Source organism: Aeromonas sp. 30P (genome assembly GCF_051919805.1).
In the GTDB taxonomy this organism is placed as follows: Bacteria; Pseudomonadota; Gammaproteobacteria; order Enterobacterales; family Aeromonadaceae; genus Aeromonas; species Aeromonas veronii.
The window spans coordinates 492,332-510,000 of the sequence record NZ_JBQBEA010000001.1; the positions used below are offsets into that span (position 1 = coordinate 492,332).

General features: G+C 57.9%; 13 protein-coding genes and 1 pseudogene (1 of these 14 cut by a window edge). 10 read left to right on the forward strand and 4 right to left on the reverse strand.

Annotated elements, in window-relative coordinates; all coding sequences use genetic code 11:
- Positions 1 to 75 precede the first annotated feature (75 nt).
- The 8 genes from ACTG2B_RS02435 (at position 76) to ACTG2B_RS02470 (ending at position 12,094) form a co-directional block, all read left to right on the forward strand.
- Positions 76 to 597 carry a curlin gene (locus tag ACTG2B_RS02435; RefSeq protein ID WP_042080925.1) on the forward strand — a complete coding sequence of 174 codons (522 nt, stop codon included), beginning with the start codon at positions 76 to 78 and terminating at the stop codon, positions 595 to 597.
- Between the two features lie 34 nt (positions 598 to 631).
- A complete protein-coding gene (locus ACTG2B_RS02440; RefSeq protein WP_439995141.1) occupies positions 632 to 2,221 on the forward strand; it encodes a curlin in 1,590 nt (529 codons plus the stop codon).
- Between the two features lie 110 nt (positions 2,222 to 2,331).
- Positions 2,332 to 2,646: a curli-like amyloid fiber formation chaperone CsgH gene (gene csgH / locus ACTG2B_RS02445; RefSeq protein ID WP_439995142.1), complete on the forward strand. Its 315-nt coding sequence runs from the start codon at positions 2,332 to 2,334 to the stop codon at positions 2,644 to 2,646.
- Positions 2,647 to 2,735: 89 nt separating this feature from the next.
- Entirely contained in the window at positions 2,736 to 5,564 is a 2,829-nt protein-coding gene (gene uvrA, locus ACTG2B_RS02450; protein ID WP_331377687.1) for an excinuclease ABC subunit UvrA, read from the forward strand.
- 121 nt (positions 5,565 to 5,685) lie between these two features.
- Positions 5,686 to 7,359, forward strand: a complete 1,674-nt coding sequence (locus ACTG2B_RS02455; RefSeq protein WP_439995143.1) for a diguanylate cyclase — start codon at positions 5,686 to 5,688, stop codon at positions 7,357 to 7,359.
- Positions 7,360 to 7,817: 458 nt separating this feature from the next.
- Positions 7,818 to 8,414 carry an OmpW family outer membrane protein gene (locus ACTG2B_RS02460; protein ID WP_005340187.1) on the forward strand — a complete coding sequence of 199 codons (597 nt, stop codon included), beginning with the start codon at positions 7,818 to 7,820 and terminating at the stop codon, positions 8,412 to 8,414.
- 222 nt (positions 8,415 to 8,636) lie between these two features.
- Complete coding sequence (locus ACTG2B_RS02465) at positions 8,637 to 10,616, forward strand: HAMP domain-containing methyl-accepting chemotaxis protein (protein WP_439995144.1); 1,980 nt, start codon at positions 8,637 to 8,639, stop codon at positions 10,614 to 10,616.
- 8 nt (positions 10,617 to 10,624) lie between these two features.
- Entirely contained in the window at positions 10,625 to 12,094 is a 1,470-nt protein-coding gene (locus ACTG2B_RS02470) for an ABC transporter substrate-binding protein (RefSeq protein ID WP_439995145.1), read from the forward strand.
- A gap of 73 nt (positions 12,095 to 12,167) precedes the next feature.
- Here ACTG2B_RS02470 and ACTG2B_RS02475 read toward each other — a convergent pair whose 3' ends face one another.
- Positions 12,168 to 12,968: a GNAT family N-acetyltransferase gene (locus ACTG2B_RS02475; RefSeq protein WP_429201803.1), complete on the reverse strand. Its 801-nt coding sequence runs from the start codon at positions 12,966 to 12,968 to the stop codon at positions 12,168 to 12,170.
- 329 nt (positions 12,969 to 13,297) lie between these two features.
- Here ACTG2B_RS02475 and metF point away from each other — a divergent pair.
- Positions 13,298 to 14,187 (forward strand): annotated as a pseudogene (gene metF, locus ACTG2B_RS02480) (methylenetetrahydrofolate reductase).
- Positions 14,188 to 14,256: 69 nt separating this feature from the next.
- Here the strand turns inward: metF and ACTG2B_RS02485 are convergent.
- The gene (locus tag ACTG2B_RS02485) at positions 14,257 to 15,321 is read right to left on the reverse strand and encodes a DUF3103 family protein (protein ID WP_429201802.1); all 1,065 of its coding nucleotides are present in this window, start codon (positions 15,319 to 15,321) and stop codon (positions 14,257 to 14,259) included.
- 122 nt (positions 15,322 to 15,443) lie between these two features.
- Positions 15,444 to 16,619 carry a benzoate/H(+) symporter BenE family transporter gene (locus tag ACTG2B_RS02490; protein ID WP_439995147.1) on the reverse strand — a complete coding sequence of 392 codons (1,176 nt, stop codon included), beginning with the start codon at positions 16,617 to 16,619 and terminating at the stop codon, positions 15,444 to 15,446.
- A 119-nt stretch (positions 16,620 to 16,738) separates the two neighbouring features.
- On the opposite strand from ACTG2B_RS02490, the gene ACTG2B_RS02495 reads away from it, so the two are divergent.
- On the forward strand, positions 16,739 to 17,308 hold the full coding sequence (locus tag ACTG2B_RS02495) for a helix-turn-helix domain-containing protein (protein WP_043822550.1): 570 nt from the start codon (positions 16,739 to 16,741) through the stop codon (positions 17,306 to 17,308).
- 16 nt (positions 17,309 to 17,324) lie between these two features.
- Here the strand turns inward: ACTG2B_RS02495 and ACTG2B_RS02500 are convergent, their stop codons facing one another.
- Positions 17,325 to 17,669: the 3' portion of an NnrS family protein gene (locus ACTG2B_RS02500; RefSeq protein WP_429201800.1), read on the reverse strand. Its footprint extends 852 nt past the window's final position; only the last 345 of its 1,197 coding nucleotides appear in the window; the start codon falls outside the window, past its right edge; the stop codon is at positions 17,325 to 17,327.

Consider the following 17,669-nt stretch of genomic DNA (forward strand, 5'->3'; position numbering starts at 1 on the left):
TCAGCGGAGTGCCTGATAGGCCGCCTCTGGTCTGACAGGGATACTGTGGGCGTTTTCCAACAAGGCGATGGCGCGATGAAACACCTGTTGAGTGCTCTCTTTTTCCTGCTGATATCGGGCGCCCCGCAACTCGCCGCAGAGCCTGCCGTCTTCGACGAGCTGGCGATGGCAAGCGAGTTGGATTCCGGTCTGCAGAACGATGGGAATCAGGCGCTGTTGTGGCAACTCGGTAGCGAGCAGCAACTGCACCTCACCCAGCAAGGGGAGCTGAATCAGGCGCGCCTGCTGCAACAGGGGTGGGCCAATGAGTTGGCGCTCTCCCAGGTGGGAGATGAGAACTGGGTCAATGGAGCGCAACTGGGCGAGGGCAATAGCGCCGAGCTCTATCAGGCGGGCATCAATAACCGGATTTGGCTGCTGCAACAAGGCAGCGGCAATGAAGCCTGGATCAGTCAGCAAGGGGCAGACAATCAGGCCCGGGCGATCCAGCTGGGTGATGGCAATCAGGCCAGCATCGAGCAAAACGGTAACGGATTGGCGGCAACCGTTATTCAGACGGGAGCCAATCAGCAAGTAAATGTCGTTCAAACCAACTGAGCCTAGGCTCAACCATTAGCACGAGAGGGAAATCATGTTTAAACGTACCATCATTGCCTCGGCAGTTCTTCTGGCGACCAACACCGCTTGGGCGGCATCTACTGGCAATCAGGCTGAGGTGACTCAGGCTCAATTCTCCACCGGCAACTTGGCGTACATCCAGCAGGTCGAGGAGAGCACGGCTAACAAGGCGGCCATCTATCAGCAGGGTAACGGCAACCTCGCCTCGACCGAGCAGCGCAATACCGGTGCTTCCACTGCTGATATCAAGCAAGCCGGTGGCCAGAACGAAGGGGAGGTATTGCAGCAGGGGGTGACCAATAAATCGACCGCGACCATTGATACCAGCGGGCTGCTGAACAAGGCCTCGATTACCCAGCAGTACTACAACGGTGAGGCCACGGCCCGGGTGAGCCAGCTCGGTGACAGTAACAATGCTCTCATTAAACAGGATGATGGTAACGGCGCCATTTCAGTGATTGAGCAGCAAGCGGATGGTAACAGCGCGCAGATCAATAACTACTGGTCTGATTATGCCAGCGCTACCATTACCCAGTCAGGAGAAGGTGGACATATTGCGGATGTCGATCAACGCGAATCCGATGGTGCCGTTGCCAGCGTGGCTCAAGAGGGTGGCAATAACACGGCCTTAGTCGCACAACGTACAAGCAACTTCGGTTACGGCGCAAACGAGGGCACCTCTGCGGTCGTCAAGCAAAGTGGCAATGACAATACTGCCGAGGTCACTCAGCTGGGGCTGGCCAACGTGGCAACGGTGGAGCAAAGCGGGACCGCTGGCAGCGTGACAGCCCAGCAGTCTGGTGCGACCGCCGGACAAGGGAACAACCTGCTGGCCAAACAGGCTGGTTCCGGTGAAACCGCCCTTCTGACCCAGACCGGGAGTCGTAACCAGATCGACTCTGAGCAGAGAGGTTCTGAGGATCTGTTGACCATCACCCAGAATGGTAACGACAACATCGCCAACGCCAGACAGAGCGGAACTGGTGAAACAGCGGTCGTGACTCAGCTGGGTAATGGCAACCAGGCCGATACCAACCAGCAGGGGTCTGGCAACACTGCACAGGTCACTCAGAATGGCAGCAATAACCAGGCAGTGGTTGATCAGCTGGCCAGCAGCGTGGGTGGATCTGTCACTATCGATCAGTTGGGTAGCGACAACTATGCCAATGCAGTGCAAGAGGAAGGTAGTCGCAACAAGGTCGATATTGACCAGAACGGCACTGGCAACCAGGTTGCCGCCGCGCGTGGCGTTGAGGGCAAAGGAGCCTGGACCTGGGGCTCGGACAACGAGCTGGTCGTTGCTCAGAAAGGCACTGACAACTGGGCCTATGCCGATGCGTCTCACTCTGACTCTGTGGTGACAGTGACTCAGGATGGGAAACTGAACAGCGCCAAGGTCGAATCCTATCTGGGGAGCGAAAACACGCTCACCGTGAGCCAGTTAGGTGAAAAACACGTGGCCAACGTTTACGTCAATGGCGGCATGGGCGGTGGCAATAATGAAGTCGACGTAGCACAAACCGACAGCCTCAACACTGCCAATGTGACTGTCTATGGCAGCGATAACATGGCCTATGTCTATCAGGGTTCTGGTAGCAACTGATGGTTGTTTCCGTATTCAGGGGCCTGCGGGCCCCTCTTTTATTGGTGCTGCTCTGTGGGTTGATGCTTGTTTATCGCGTCGCGTCACCAGCAAGCGCAAGAAACACCGAGGTGGAACCCGATCCGTCGATCCGCTTGTCCCTCAATATGGTGCAGAGCGAACAGGGGCTGTTACTTGCACCGACGCTGCTCAGCAAGCGCAACTTGAAGGTGAGCTTCAGGTTGCTGGTGTATGGCGAAGGGGCCGCCGGGAGGACGACTCAGCGCCAGAGCCGTAATCTGTCGCTGCAGGCTGGAGTGGTCATGGCGGTTGGCAAAATAGGGCTGGGTTTGCGTTGCCCCTATCGGGTCGAGGTCACCGCCCGGATATGGCAAAACGAGCGGCTGCTGGTGGAGAAAAAAGAGCAGATGGCGTGCGCCGGATGATGCGCATTTCATCTCATGACTGTCTATTCATCCAGTAGTCTCTATGCCATACTGACTCGCTCAGGTTTCTGTATCGAGCGTGCAACAAGATGGAAAAGATCGTGGTCCGGGGTGCTCGCACCCACAACCTCAAGAACATCAATCTGACCCTGCCCCGCGACAAGCTGATCGTGGTCACCGGCCTCTCCGGTTCGGGCAAATCCTCTCTGGCGTTCGATACCCTCTATGCCGAGGGGCAGCGCCGCTATGTGGAGTCCCTCTCCGCCTATGCCCGCCAGTTCCTCTCCCTGATGGAGAAGCCTGACGTCGACCATATCGAGGGGCTCTCGCCCGCTATTTCCATCGAGCAGAAGTCTACCTCCCATAACCCGCGCTCGACCGTCGGTACCATCACCGAAATCTACGACTACCTGCGTTTGCTGTTTGCCCGGGTCGGTGAGCCGCGCTGCCCGACTCACGCCATTCCGCTCGCCGCCCAGACCATCAGCCAGATGGTGGATCAGGTGCTGGCCCAACCGGAGGGGAGCAAGCTGATGCTGCTGGCTCCGGTGGTGCGGGATCGCAAGGGGGAGCACACCAAGCTGCTGGAGAATCTGGCGGCCCAGGGCTACATCCGTGCCCGCATCGACGGCGAGGTGTGCGATCTCTCAGATCCTCCGACTCTGGAGCTGCACAAGAAGCACACCATCGAGGTGGTGGTGGATCGCTTCAAGGTGCGCGATGACCTTGCCTTGCGTTTGGCCGAGTCGTTCGAGACGGCGCTGACCCTCTCCGGCGGCATCGTACTGGTAGTGCCGATGGACGGGGAGGAGGGGGTTGCCCCCATGACCTTCTCCGCCAACTTCGCCTGTCCGGAGTGTGGCTACTCCATGTCGGAGTTGGAGCCGCGTATCTTCTCCTTCAACAACCCGGCCGGTGCCTGCCCGACCTGCGACGGCCTCGGGGTGCAGCAATATTTCGATCCGGCCAAGGTGATCGGCGATCCGGCCATCAGTCTGGCCAACGGCGCCATCCGTGGCTGGGACAAGCGCAGCTTCTACTACTTCCAGATGCTCAAATCCCTCTCCGAGCACTACAAGTTCGATCTGGAAACCCCGTGGGAAGATCTGCCGGTCAAGACCCAGGAGGTGATCCTGCGCGGCTCCGGTCGCACCGAGATCGAGTTCCGCTACATGAACGACCGCGGCGACGTGGTGGTGCGCAAGCACCCGTTCGAGGGGATCCTGCACAACATGGAGCGACGCTACCGGGAAACCGAGTCCAACTCGGTGCGTGAAGAGCTCTCCAAATACATCGCCAACAAATCCTGTACCAGCTGCGGTGGCAGCCGACTGCGGGAGGAGGCACGCCACGTCTTCGTCGACAACCGCAACCTGCCGGCCATCGCCGAGCAGTCCATCGGTGATGCGCTCGCCTTCTTCGAAGGGTTGAACCTGACCGGCCAGCGAGCCCAGATTGCCGAGAAGATATTGAAAGAGATCGTCGAGCGGCTCGGCTTCCTGGTGAACGTCGGTCTCAACTACCTGAGCCTGTCGCGCAGCGCCGAGACCCTCTCCGGTGGTGAAGCGCAGCGCATTCGACTGGCCAGCCAGATTGGTGCCGGTCTGGTGGGGGTGATGTATGTACTCGACGAGCCCTCCATCGGCCTGCACCAGCGTGACAACGAGCGGCTGCTCAAGACCCTCACCCATCTGCGCGATCTCGGCAACACGGTGATCGTGGTGGAGCACGACGAGGATGCCATTCGACTCGCCGACCACGTGCTCGATATCGGCCCGGGGGCGGGTGTGCACGGTGGCGAAATTGTTGCGCAGGGCACCCCCCAGCAGATCATCGACAATCCGGAGTCGCTGACCGGTGACTACCTCTCCGGCCGCAAGCAGATCGCCATTCCGGCCGAGCGCACCCCGCTTACCGGCAAGTGGCTGAAACTCAAGGGGGCGAGCGGCAACAACCTGCGCAACGTCAACCTGGATCTGCCCATCGGCGTGATGACCTGCGTCACCGGCGTCTCCGGCTCCGGCAAGTCGACCCTGATCAACGACACCCTGTTCCGCATCGCCCACCGTGAGCTGAACAAGGCGACCGAGTCTACGCCTGCGCCTTATCGCAGCGTGGAAGGGCTGGAGCATCTGGACAAGGTGGTGGATATCGACCAGAGCCCCATCGGCCGTACCCCCCGTTCCAACCCGGCCACCTATACCGGTTTGTTTACTCCGATCCGCGAGCTGCTCTCCGGCACCCAGGAGGCGCGTTCGCGCGGCTATCAGCCGGGCCGCTTCTCCTTCAACGTTAAAGGGGGCCGTTGCGAGGCGTGTCAGGGGGATGGCGTCATCAAGGTGGAGATGCACTTCCTGCCGGATGTCTATGTGCCGTGCGATGTCTGCAAGGGCAAGCGCTATAACCGCGAGACCCTGGAGGTGAAGTACAAGGGCAAGAACATCCACGAAATCCTCGAGATGACGGTGGAAGATGCCCGCGAGTTCTTCGATCCGGTGCCGGCAGTGGCGCGCAAGCTGCAGACCCTGATGGATGTGGGCCTCTCCTATATCCGTCTCGGCCAGTCGGCCACCACGCTGTCGGGCGGCGAGGCGCAGCGGGTCAAGCTGGCGCGGGAGCTCTCCAAGCGGGATACCGGCCAGACCCTCTACATTTTGGATGAGCCGACCACCGGGCTGCACTTCCACGATATCCAGCAACTGCTCAAGGTGCTGCACCAGCTGCGGGATCGCGGCAATACCATCGTCATCATCGAGCACAATCTTGATGTGGTAAAAACTGCCGACTGGATCGTCGATTTGGGACCGGAGGGAGGCGCCGGTGGTGGCCGCATTCTGGTGACGGGGACGCCGGAAGAGATTTGCACCAATAAAGAGTCTCATACAGCTCGTTTTTTACGACCGCTATTGGCGCGATAAGCCGTTATAATCGAGGGGCCTTTGGCCCCTTTTTGTTATAAAAATCGGGAGCATAGGGGGAAGCTCGTCAAGTGTGGGCAGGCTTGGCATCTCAGCATCATGGTAATGGATATATCGGGTTATGGCTCAGGTTCCGCGCACGATTGATCATCAGTTGGCTTACTCCATGTTCCCCATCTGGCTGGGGGCGATCCTGCTATTGCTGGTCCTGCTGGCGTGGGCCCAGATCCCGGCTGCCAGCCGGATTGAAGAGCAGCGAATGAAGGAGCATCTGCTGCGCGTGACCAAGGCGGTGCAGGCGGATGTGACCGCTCTGGATGCATTCAGTCGGGATTGGGGCATCTGGGATGACAGTCACCGTTTTATGGACAACAAAAGCAGGGGGTACATCGAATCCAACCTGTTCAGTGATATGCCGATGCGGGATTTTAGTCTCAACCTGATGAGCTTCATGGATCTCACCGGCTACGAAATCTGGACGCGCACCCTGCTACCAGATGCGCCGGGGGTTAATCCGGATCAGTTTCCCTACTTCCTTGATGAACTGAAAAAGCAGTTAAGGGAGCGCTCGGTGGCGCAAGGGGGCATCAATCTGCACGGGATCCGTGCTTCCCAGTGGGGGCCGCTGATGTACTCGTGGCAGCCGATCAGAAACAGTGACGAGTCGGCACCGTTCAACGGTTTCTTGCTGGTTGTACGTTGGCTCGACAAAGCCTATCTCGAGCAGGTATCGGAGCGTACCGCGCTGCCTCTGGCGATTTCCCACGCCAATCTGGATGTCACCGCTACCTTCAAACCACTGAAACCGCAAATAACGTATCGCCTGATTGACCTTGGGCTCACCCGGCTTAGGGGAGAGGTGCGACTGCTCAACAGCGATAACCAGCCGGTGCTGACTCTGGTGATTGAGGAGGAGAGAAAGATCTTGAGTGGCGTCATGGAGGGGGCGCTCTGGACCTTTATTGGTATGCTGTTTATCAGTTTTATCTGCGTCATGATCGCCATGTACCGGCTCAACAGCATTGTGCTCACCCCGTTGCAGCAGCTGGTGTCGGCGCTGCAACGCTTTGGCGATCGGCCAGATGCCACCTTGATCCCCTATATCGACAGCAGCGCCGAGATGGCGACCCTGAGCGGCAAGTTCAAGGAGATGGCCAGCAAGGTCAGTCAGCAACACGATGATTTGTTGGAAAAATCCAGCCAGATGGAGATGGCTGCATTCACCGACCCCTTGACCCGTTGTTTCAATCGTCGCTATCTCGATGGCTGGTTGCAGGCCAACCGGGCCAAACCTTGTCTGTTATTGCTGCTGGATCTGGATCATTTCAAGCGGATCAATGACCGCCTTGGCCATGACATCGGGGATCTGGTGCTGAAACAGTTGGCGGATCTGCTGCGCAAGGTGGTGACAGGAGAGCGCGAGCCTATCATCCGGCTGGGCGGGGAGGAGTTCTTGTTGCTGTTGCAGGTGGATGACGAGCAAGAGTTGGCGCTGCGGGTCGAATATCTGCGCCAGCGTGTCGCTCAGCACCGCTTTGGCAGAGAGGATGCGCCACTCTGGTTGACGGTGTCGCTGGGGTTCTGCCGCTATCCGTTGCACCCGGAGTACCCGGATTCATTCTGGAGTCATAGCTTCAAACTGGCGGACATGGCGCTGTACCAGGCCAAAGTCGGCGGGCGAAATCGGTGGTGTGGCTACGCTGGTCCCCTCTCTGCGGAGGGAATGGGCCAGACTCCGGAACAGCTTGCCGAAGGGGGGAATATCACCCTGCTGCACTCTGTCAATCCGGATTAGCCCTGCCGTACCAATACCAGATAGGCCAGGGCGACAATAAAACCGAGCAGGATAAAGAGAAAGGATCCGATTCCCCACACGGCCGCGAGAAAGGCCCCCACCTTTTGCCATTTCGACTCATTTTTCATAAATAAACCATTACTTACCAGTAACTTGCATGGCGCAAAAAATACGCTGATTTGCCCATATTAACAACAATTAATAGCCGCGCTGCCGTGCAATAAGATGTGGTTTGCTTGCTCCTTTTGGCGCTGGATGCGGGTAGTTACAACCTGTCGAAACAGGTATTTCAGCTTGTTGTCTGGGGGCTCAACGAGATTTGGATGGCGCGCAAAGATGTCACACCAATCGATTTATTTCTGTGCAACCTTTGCTCCAAGTCAATAACTTTGCATTTACAAGGGCATATAGTCAGCGGGCTTACAGCATCAAATGAAAACAAAAAAAGGGATTACGTGATGAAAAAATTACTTCCTCTGATGATTGCCGCTGCAGTGACCTCTCCTTTCGCCATGGCCCATCAGGCTGGTGATATTCTGGTTCGTGGTGGTTTGGCATTTGTATCGCCGCAGGAAAGCAGCACGCCTGTAGAGCTGGAAATTAATGACAACATGCAATTGGGATTGACTCTCTCTTACATGATTACTGATAACTGGGGTGTCGAATTGCTGGCTGCAACCCCCTTCTCTCATTCAGTCAAACTGGGTGGCGCTGAAGTTGCCAAGATCAAGCATTTGCCGCCGACTCTGATGGGTCAGTACTATTTTGGCGATGCTCAAAGCAAGGTTCGCCCGTATGTCGGTATTGGCGTGAACTACACCACCTTCTTTGATGAAGAGGGTCGTGGTGCACTGTCAGGAACCGATGTCAAAGTCGATGACTCCTGGGGGGTTGCCGGACAAGTTGGTATCGATATGGCGATCACTGACCGCTGGTTTGTCAACGGTTCAGCCTGGATCATGGATATCGATACCGATGTGCATACAGCGATTGGCACCATTAATACCAAGGTCGACCCGATGGCCTTTATGGTGGGTGTTGGCTACCGCTTCTAATGATTCTGACTGCGGTTCTGAACGGACCGCGGAAGATAGCAAAGTACGTCTCTTTCAGCCCGGCTTGTGCCGGGCTTTTTTTGGTTGTCTGATTTTGTCTGTACTGTGATCCAACCCGATACAAATCAATTAAATACCTGCCGCTTTATTTCAGTTATTCGCCACCCCTGCCGATAGTGACTATGTTCACTTTACCTTCCCCCAATGAGTGAGGATGTCTCCATGGGCTTATCTATCGTGCAGCGGATCATCGCCGGATTCGTGTTGATGCTGCTGTTGCTGATCCTGCTTGGTGTGATCAGTACCTTTAAAATCAAGGGTATAAATGACGGCCTCTCTGCCGTATCTGACCGGGCAACCCCGCTGGTAGTGGCTGTCGCAGGTCTCAAGGGGGCACTGCAGGATAGTAACCGCTGGGTGCTGGTCTACCGCACCAGTGAAGATGCCGCCCAGTTGCCGCAGTTGGCCAATCAGTTCAAGGAGCAGCAGAACCGCTTCGCACAGCTGAGTCAGGAGATGGGTAAATTTACCGACGTAGCGGATGCTCGTACCCGCTTCCAGCAGGTCGAGAGTGCTACCACCCAATTTTATGGCTTGGCTGATCAGGTGTTGGCCCAGCATCGGCAGTGGGTCAGCGCGCTGGAGCAGCGCCACAAGCTGGAGATGGAATTTATCCGCCTTGAGGATACCTACCAGTGGGCGGCGGATCTGCTGCTGCAACAGACCGCCAGCAAGCGCTCCATGCGCAACAAGGCGGAGCTTATTTCTTCGGGTATCGCCCGCGATCTGAAGAATATCCGCCGTGCCGATGCCAAAACCGACCTGAACGAGCTGGAAAAGGTACTCAGCAAGGACATCGAGATGGCCCGCAAGCGTCTGGAGCGGGTGCTGGTGCCCGATGATGTGAAAGCGCGGTTTGTCTCCAATCTGGATCGGATGCAGGAGTTGGCACTTGGCGCTCAGGGCTTGCTGGCAACCATGCGTCAGGCTCAGCAACTGGCGCTGTCGCTGGCCACGCAAAATCAGCAGCTGGATGCCAGTCTGGTCAACAGCCTCCATTTGCTCGATGAGATGGGCAAGTCCGCCGGGGCCATTGCCAGCGACAGCCGGATCAACGCCGATGCGGCGGTCAGCAGTGCCAGCTTCTGGATCCTGGTGGTTGCCGCGATGTCGGCCGCAGCCGCGCTGGTGATCGGCTATACCACTGCGCGCAGCATTCAGCGCCCGTTGCAGATGATCAACAAGGAGCTCGATTACATGGCGGCCGGCGACATGACCCGCCGCATCAACTACCGCAGCAGTTGCGAATTTGGCAGCCTTTCCCGCTCTATCGATACGCTGGCGGGCAAGACCGGCGAGCTGCTCTCTCAAATCAATGCAGGCTCCCGCCATCTGGTGGATGAAGCGAGCCGCGCCGCCGAGATCAGCGAACGGGCCATGTCCCGGGTACAAGAGCAGAAGAGCCAGACCGATCAGGTGGCCGCCGCCATTACCGAGCTGGAAGTGAGCGCCACCGAGGTGGCCCGCTCTACCGATGGCACCAAGCGGGAAGTGGATCTGGCCGATGAAGAGGCGCGCAATGGCCGCCAGAAAGTGGCCACCACTCGCCGGATCACCGAGCAGCTGGCTGGCGCCATGGAAGAGGCGGTCGGGATCACCTACAAACTTGGGGAATTCAGTAACAACATCGGCAGCATTCTCGATGTGATCCGCAGCATTGCCGAGCAGACCAACCTGCTGGCGTTGAACGCCGCCATCGAAGCGGCCCGTGCTGGCGATGCAGGTCGCGGTTTTGCGGTGGTGGCCGATGAGGTACGGGCGCTGGCCAATCGCACCCAGACTTCGACCGAAGAGATCCAGGGGATGATTGAGAACCTGCAAAGCTCCAGCAAGCATGTGGTTGAAGTGATGGGGCGTAGCCAGGAGCAGACCCAGAGCTGTGTCGAGCAGACTCGCGAGATGGATGTGGCGCTGCAATCCATTGCCGATCGGATGGGGGCCATCAAATCGATGGCTGATCAGGTGGCCCATGCCGCTCAGGAGCAGATCTCCGTCAGTCAGGGGGTCGCTCGTCATATCGCCGGTATTGCCGATGTGGCATACGAGACCGAGCGGGAGGCGCGCGAATCCGCCAGCAGCAGCGAAGTGCTGGCCGACCTGGTCGCCAAACAGCAGCAATTGATCGCACATTTCAAGGTCTAGGAGGGCTTATGTCTAAAAAGTGGATTGGAGCCCTGAGTCTCCTGTTGTGTGGCCAGCTGATGGCCAGCGAGCTGGTGATTGAAAGCTGGCGAACCGATGACAAGGCGTTGTGGGAGCAGAAGATTATCCCGGCGTTTGAAGCGGCGCATCCCGGCATCAAGGTGAGTTTTCATCCGGTGCAAAACGTCAACTACATGCCCACCCTGTGGGAGAGCCTGAAAGGCGGTAAGGCAGGGGATCTCATTACCTGTCGCCCGTTTGATGACTCGCTCGCCCTGTTCAAGGCGGGCCATCTGGCCGAGCTGACCGAAATGGCAGGGATGGAGAACTTCCCGAGTTTTGCCCAGTCACCCTGGCAGACCGATTCCGGTGCCCAGACCTTCTGCGTGCCGATGGCCTCGGTGATCCATGGCTTCTTCTATAACAAGAAGATCTTCAGTGAGTTGGGACTCACCTTGCCGCAAACCCGCGATCAGTTCTTTGCCGTGCTGGACAAGATCAAGGCCGACGGGCGCTATGTGCCGCTGGCCATGAGTGGTGCCGAGAGCTGGGTTGCCTCCGAGCTGGGGTTCCAGAACATTGGTCCCAATTACTGGAAGGGAGAGGACGGCCGTCTGGCACTGATCGGCGGGCAGGAGCGGTTGGACAACCCGCAATATGTGAAGGTGTTCGACGAGCTGGCCCGCTGGCGTTCCTACCTCGGTGAAGGTGGTGAGAGCCGCGATTATGCGACCAGCAACGAGCTGTTCACGTCGGGCAAGGCTGCCTTCTACGTGGCGGGCTCCTGGGAGATTGCCCCCTTCACCGGCAAGGTCGATTTTGGCGTCATGCGTCCGCCGGTGGCCAAACAGGGTGATGGCTGTTTCTTTACCGACCATACCGATATCGGTATGGGGATGAACCCGGCCAGCAAGAATAAAGAGGGTGCAATGGCTTTCCTGCAGTGGCTGACGACGTCGCAATTTGCCGAGCTCTATACCAACTCGCTGCCGGGATTCTTCTCCCTCTCCAATCACTTCTTCGATGTCACCAATCCGGCGGCCAAAGAGATGATGGAGTGGCGCGATCAGTGTGACTCGACCATTCGGGTGGCGACCCAGATCCTCTCCCGTGGTACGCCCAAGTTGGGGGATGAACTGGCAGAGGTGAGTCAGGCGGTGCTGCTTGGCAAGATAGAGCCCAAAGCTGCAGCGGAACGACTGGAAGGTGGCTTGAAGAGTTGGTATGCCCCTCATCAGGGCAATAAGGCCAAGAGCGCGGATTGTCAGTGTGATGCGGTTGCCCCTGCTCCTGTTTCAGCGCCGACGACTGAGGTGTCCGCAGCTCCCGCGACCAGTGAAACATCGGCCGTGGTGTCACCTGCTGTGACTCCCGCAGAACCCGCATCAGCGGCCGCTGCCCCATTACCGGCGCCGTCGGATGAGGTGGAGCAGGCGCTCTCCAACGAGCAGGAAGCGCCACAGCAGCCACAGCAATAGGTCATCGGCATCAATAAAAACGGGAGGCATCAGCCTCCCGTTTTTTTCTGGCTCGTGGCCAGCATGTATCGCTTTATTGTGCTTCGTGGGGCCAGCGGCAGAGGCTGCCGATGCGGGCTACCGGGGCAAACCCCAGAGAGCGGTAAATGCGCTGGGCATGGTAGTGCTCGTCGGCCACTATGATGAGTTGTTTGGCGCGGGACAATCCTGCGCGAGCCACTTGACTCAGCAGCTGACGGCATAACCCCTGGTTGCGCCACGCATGGTGCGTGCGTACCAACTGGAAGCGCCCAAGTGTGCCGCAAAAGAAGAGACCACAGCTGGCGACCAGTTGTCCCTCTTGCCAGATCCCCCACCAGTCCCCGAGCCCATCGGCAATCATGGCCTGATAGAGCGCCCGGCGGGATTGCAGATAGGGGAGATAGCTCTGTTCCGAGTGCCCCTCATCCCGCTCATGGAGTTCGAAGTCGAGCCACTCAGGCCAATCAGCAGTGGTGAAGGTGCGTGCCTCAACATTGTTCATATCGCTGTGAGGGGGCGGGCAACTCTGTTCATCCAGCGCCAGCACCACGCACTCCATATATTGGTAACCCGTTGCGACAAAACCGGCTATCCGGCTGTTTTGCCCGGCCGCCAGCGGCCATTGGAAGGTGCGGTGGCGCACTCGAGGATCTTGACCGATCAACTGATCGAATGCGGCTTCCAGCCAGCCTTTGTCGCGGTCGCTGGGTGGGTTGGGGAGTAGCAGGTAGTTGCCGAAGTAGTAGTCGGGAGCATCCGGCGTGCGAACCGCCCAGAACTGCTCATGCTGGATGACCTCGCCCTGGTAGCGATCGAACAGCAAGTCGGTGGCAAAGCCGGGGTGGGTATCCATGATGGTGCTCCTGCAAAGACTCATTCTGTTATCGGCAGGAGTGGGAAATAGATGAAAAGGGGCCGGAGAAACCTCCGGCCAAACAATCACACGCAGATTCAGAACGTCCAGGACGATCTGCCCCCATCATAACTCGACTGGGGCAATTTTGGGATGGGCACTTTTCGGTTACGTACCGTTAATTTTGTAAATATGAAGTTCGTCAGATCGGATGTGAGGTAAATCCCTGTTGACTTTGTGTCGTTTTGCTCATAAATATAAAGACGTTTAGACGTCCAAACATCCGTTTTGACGTAGGCAGATGGATTGCAGGACAGGGAGAAGAGCAGATGGGATTTCACAGTGCACGTCAGGTTGAAGCGCTCAACCAGAGCTTGGCAGATTTGAATGGCGATATATCGGTCAGTTTCGAGTTTTTTCCGCCCAACAGTGAAGGGATGGAGAATACCCTCTGGCAGTCCATCGAACGGCTGAAGGTACTGGAACCCAAGTTCGTCTCTGTCACCTATGGCGCCAACTCCGGCACCCGTGATCGCACCCACAAGGTGATCAAGGACATCAAGGAACGGACAGGCCTGATTGCGGCGCCGCACCTGACCTGTATCGATGCCAGCCGCGACGAGCTGCGCACCATCGCCCGCGACTACTGGAACAGCGGTATTCGTCATATCGTGGCTCTGCGTGGTGATTTGCCACAGGGGTTGGAGAAGTGGATATGTATGCCACCGATCTGGTTGCTCTGCTCAAGTCAGAGGCGGACTTCGATATCTCGGTTGCTGCCTATCCGGAAGGGCACCCGGAGGCCAAGAGTGCGCAATCCGACCTGCTCAACCTCAAGCGCAAGATCGATGCCGGTGCCAACCGCGCCATCACTCAGTTCTTCTTCGATGTGGAAACGTATTTGCGCTTTCGGGATCGCTGCGCCGCTATCGGCATCGATGCTGAAATCGTGCCGGGGATCCTGCCGGTCTCCAACTATCAGACCCTGGCCAAGTTTGCCGGTTTTACCAACGTGAAGATCCCGCGTTGGATGCATCAGCGTTTCGAGGGGCTGGATAACGATCAGATGACCCGCAATCTGGTGGGGGCGAGCATCGCCATCGATCAGGTGCGCGTGCTGAGTCAGGAAGGGGTGAAGGATTTCCACTTCTATACCCTGAACCGCTCCGAGCTGACTTATGCCATCTGCCATACTCTGGGGGTTCGTCCCAAGGGTTGACCTGTGGTCACCGCGATAAAAGCAAAAAGCCAATGAGTTGCTCATTGGCTTTTTCGTTATGGCCGATTATCAAGGTCTGGTCGGGGCGATCTCTTTTGGCTCAAGATCGATAACCGCATTACCGGCAGCCCCCGGATACTGGCGATAGACCTGATCCTGCTCCAGTGTATAGAAGGTATCCAGATAGTCGTCGTTGTTGGTCATCCAGGAGTCGGGCAGTGCCTTGACGATGCGCCCGCCGAGATCGAGGAAGGGCAGGGCTTCCGGCACGCCACCCGCAGTAAAGCCGAGTTTGAGAGCTTCAATCAGCAGGGCGCTCAGCTCCTTATAGTTGACGTTGTCATCCTGCTCCATCATCACCACATCGACGGCACCCCAGCGATAGCGATCCCAGTAAACCAGGATCTGGTTGGGGGTGTAGTCTGTGTTGTCATAGTCGAGGTAGGGCATGTCGACAATATCGACCACTGGTTCATCCCGGCTGGGATTAACCCCTGCGACCACAGCATACACTTCGGCTGCGCCGAGCAGCCAGGGCTCCTGATCATCCTTCAGTCTGATCTTTTTCAGGATACTGGTCTTGAGTGGCGCCGTGCTGGCCACCACTCGCGGAGCGCTTTGCAGATCCGCATCGGCCAGCGCTTTGCGCATTACCTTCAAGCCTGCGTTTTTGGCTTTGACGGGATCGGCTTCGACTACCAGAACCGGCCGGGCCGGTGCCTTGTCCACATCCAGATAGACGGGATTGCCAGCGCTGTCGAACGCTTCAATGGCGCTCCAGCTCTTCTCATCCCCACTAGGAACATAGGCGACCAGCGGTTCGACGCCCTGTTGCAGTGCTGCGGCCTGATCGGTGTTGGCCAGCCGCAACTGCATCAGTTGCTTGACCTCGCCATCCAGTCCTTGTCGGCTGATGGCCGCCTGGTTGGCATCGCTCGCCTGCCGCTTAAGGCGTGGGCTGGCCTTCTGCAGCAGGTTGGGAAGCGGGCTCTGGTATTGCTGATTGCTCAGCAGGGGCAGCAGGTTTTTCTGCTGAAGTGCGAGCTGGCGAGCCAGCTCTCGATCCGTATCGGCAGCCTGGACGCTCGTAGCTCCCAGTATGGCCAGTAGTAACAAGACAGCCTGATTTTTCATTTTTATACTCCGTTGTATGGAACCTGACAGGGCAACACGTCCGGGAAGATTGGTGCCCTGGCACCACTAGAAGGAAATTAGTTTCACTTGTGAATCATTTTATCTGGATAGTGTGCAGAGGTTCACGGTTTGAGGTTCAATTGATTCCTTTGTCGATATGATTGGAACTGATAGATAGCCAGACCAATCAGCAGACCCCAGCAGGCTGCCGCGATGCCGAGCAGGCTGATCCCGGACGCGGTAATAATAAAGGTGAGCAGCGCAGCTTCTCGCGCTTCATCCTCTTGCAAGGCCGAGTGCAGGCTGCTGCCGATGGTGCCTAGCAGGGCCAAACCAGCGATGCAGGTGACAAGGGCTGCCGGAAAGGCGCTAAACAGGGCTGCGACGGTCGCACCGAAGCAGCCGGTCACGAGATAAAAGCAACCCGCCCAAACAGCAGCAGGCCAGCGGCGCTTGGTATCCGGGTCGACCTCTTTTCCCATACAGATGGCGGCAGTGATGGCGGCCAGATTGAAGGCATAGCCGCCAAAAGGGGCGAGCAGCAGGCCGGTCAGGCCGGTCCAGCTGATCAGCGAGGAGGTGGCAGGCTGATAGCCATGGGCTCGCAAGATGGCGATCCCCGGCATGTTTTGCGATGTCATGGTGACAATGAACAGCGGCAGCGCGATACCAAACAGGGCATCAAGGGAGAAGGCTGGCCATGTCCAGACTGGGCTGGCGAGTTGCCAGTGAAGGGTGCCCATTTGCAAATCCCCCCGCACGCTGCAGACCAGCATCCCTACTCCCAGTACCAGCACCATGGTATAGCGGGGCCAGAGATGACGACCCAGCAGGAAGGCCAGCAGCAGGGTGCCAAGCAGCAAGGGATCTTGCGGGGCGACCTTGAACAGATCCAATCCGAATCTGAGCAGCACGCCAGCGAGCATGGCGGCGGCCAGTGGAGCCGGGATATGTTTCATCAAACGGTCGAACCAGCCGCTGATGCCACACAGAGTGATCAGCAGGGAGGAGATCACAAAGGCGCCGATCGCTTCCGCCAGAGTGAAGTTGCCCAGCGTGGTGATCAGCAGTGCCGCGCCCGGTGTGGACCAGGCGGTTAGTATGGGTATGCGGTAATAAAGAGAGAGGCCGATGCAGCTCACCCCCATGCCGATCCCCAGCGTCCAGAGCCAGGAGGCGATTTGAGCAGTATCAGCACCCGCTGCCGTGGCGGCCTGGATGATTAGGATGACGGAACTGGTGTAGCCGACCATCACGGCGATAAAGCCTGCGACCAGATGGGGGAGTGCGAAGGGCATGACTCTTCCTCTTGGCGTTGTGACGCGCTGTGCGTTATTACGTACAATACAGCTTTGACTATATCGCTGTGCGCTATAGCGCACAAGGTGCATCGTGCAAGAGTAATAAAGAGGCAGTTATGCAAGAGATGAGTCAGCATCTGGCTGCTCGACTGAAGGGGCTGCGCAGCGAGCGCGGCTGGAGCCTGGATGCCGCCGCGCGCGAAACGGGCGTCAGCAAGGCGATGCTGGGGCAGATTGAGCGGGGAGAGTCCAGCCCGACGGTGGCGACGCTGTGGAAGATAGCCACCGGTTTTCGAGTCTCATTTTCCAGTTTCATCGAGCCCACACCCGCCACGCCGGAAGAGGTGCTCTATCGCACCGCCGATGCCATTCGCCAGCAGCCTGCGGGTGAGGGCATGCAAGTGGCACCGCTCTTCCCTTATGAAAACCGGTTTGGTTTCGAGTTGCTTGAGCTGACCCTGTTGCCGGGTTACCAGCGTGAATCCGAGCCCCATGAGCCGGGAGTGACCGAGCATGTCATCGTCATCAGCGGCATGATGGAGGTGCTGGTGGAAGGGGAGTGGCGCTCATTTGAGCAAGGGGAGGCGGTGCGTTTTGCTGCCGACCGTCCCCACGGTTATCGCAATCTCGGCATAGCCCCGGCTATTTTTCACAACTTGATCCACTATCCGGTGGCAACACCCTGAACATGTTACGCAGTCATCAACCCGGACGACCATCTGCTCTGGGGCGGATCAGTATCGGGGTATAGACCCAGACAAACAGACCATAGGCAGCGATCCAGGCAAGCGCGCTGAGGTTCCAGCCATGCAGGGTAAAAGTGGGCCAGAACAGCGGAATTACCACCCGCATTGTGGCGGCAGCGATAACTAGGGCGAATGCGCCAGTGATCCTGCGTCCTACCTGCAAGGCTCGACCGCTATGGCCGAGGGAGACTCGCGCAATCATGCCCAGGATCATGGTGCCCATACAGCCTGCGCTGAGCAGGTGACTGGCCATCGACAACGTGATGGGCAGACCCGCGCTATGTGCCGCAAGGGCGAGCAG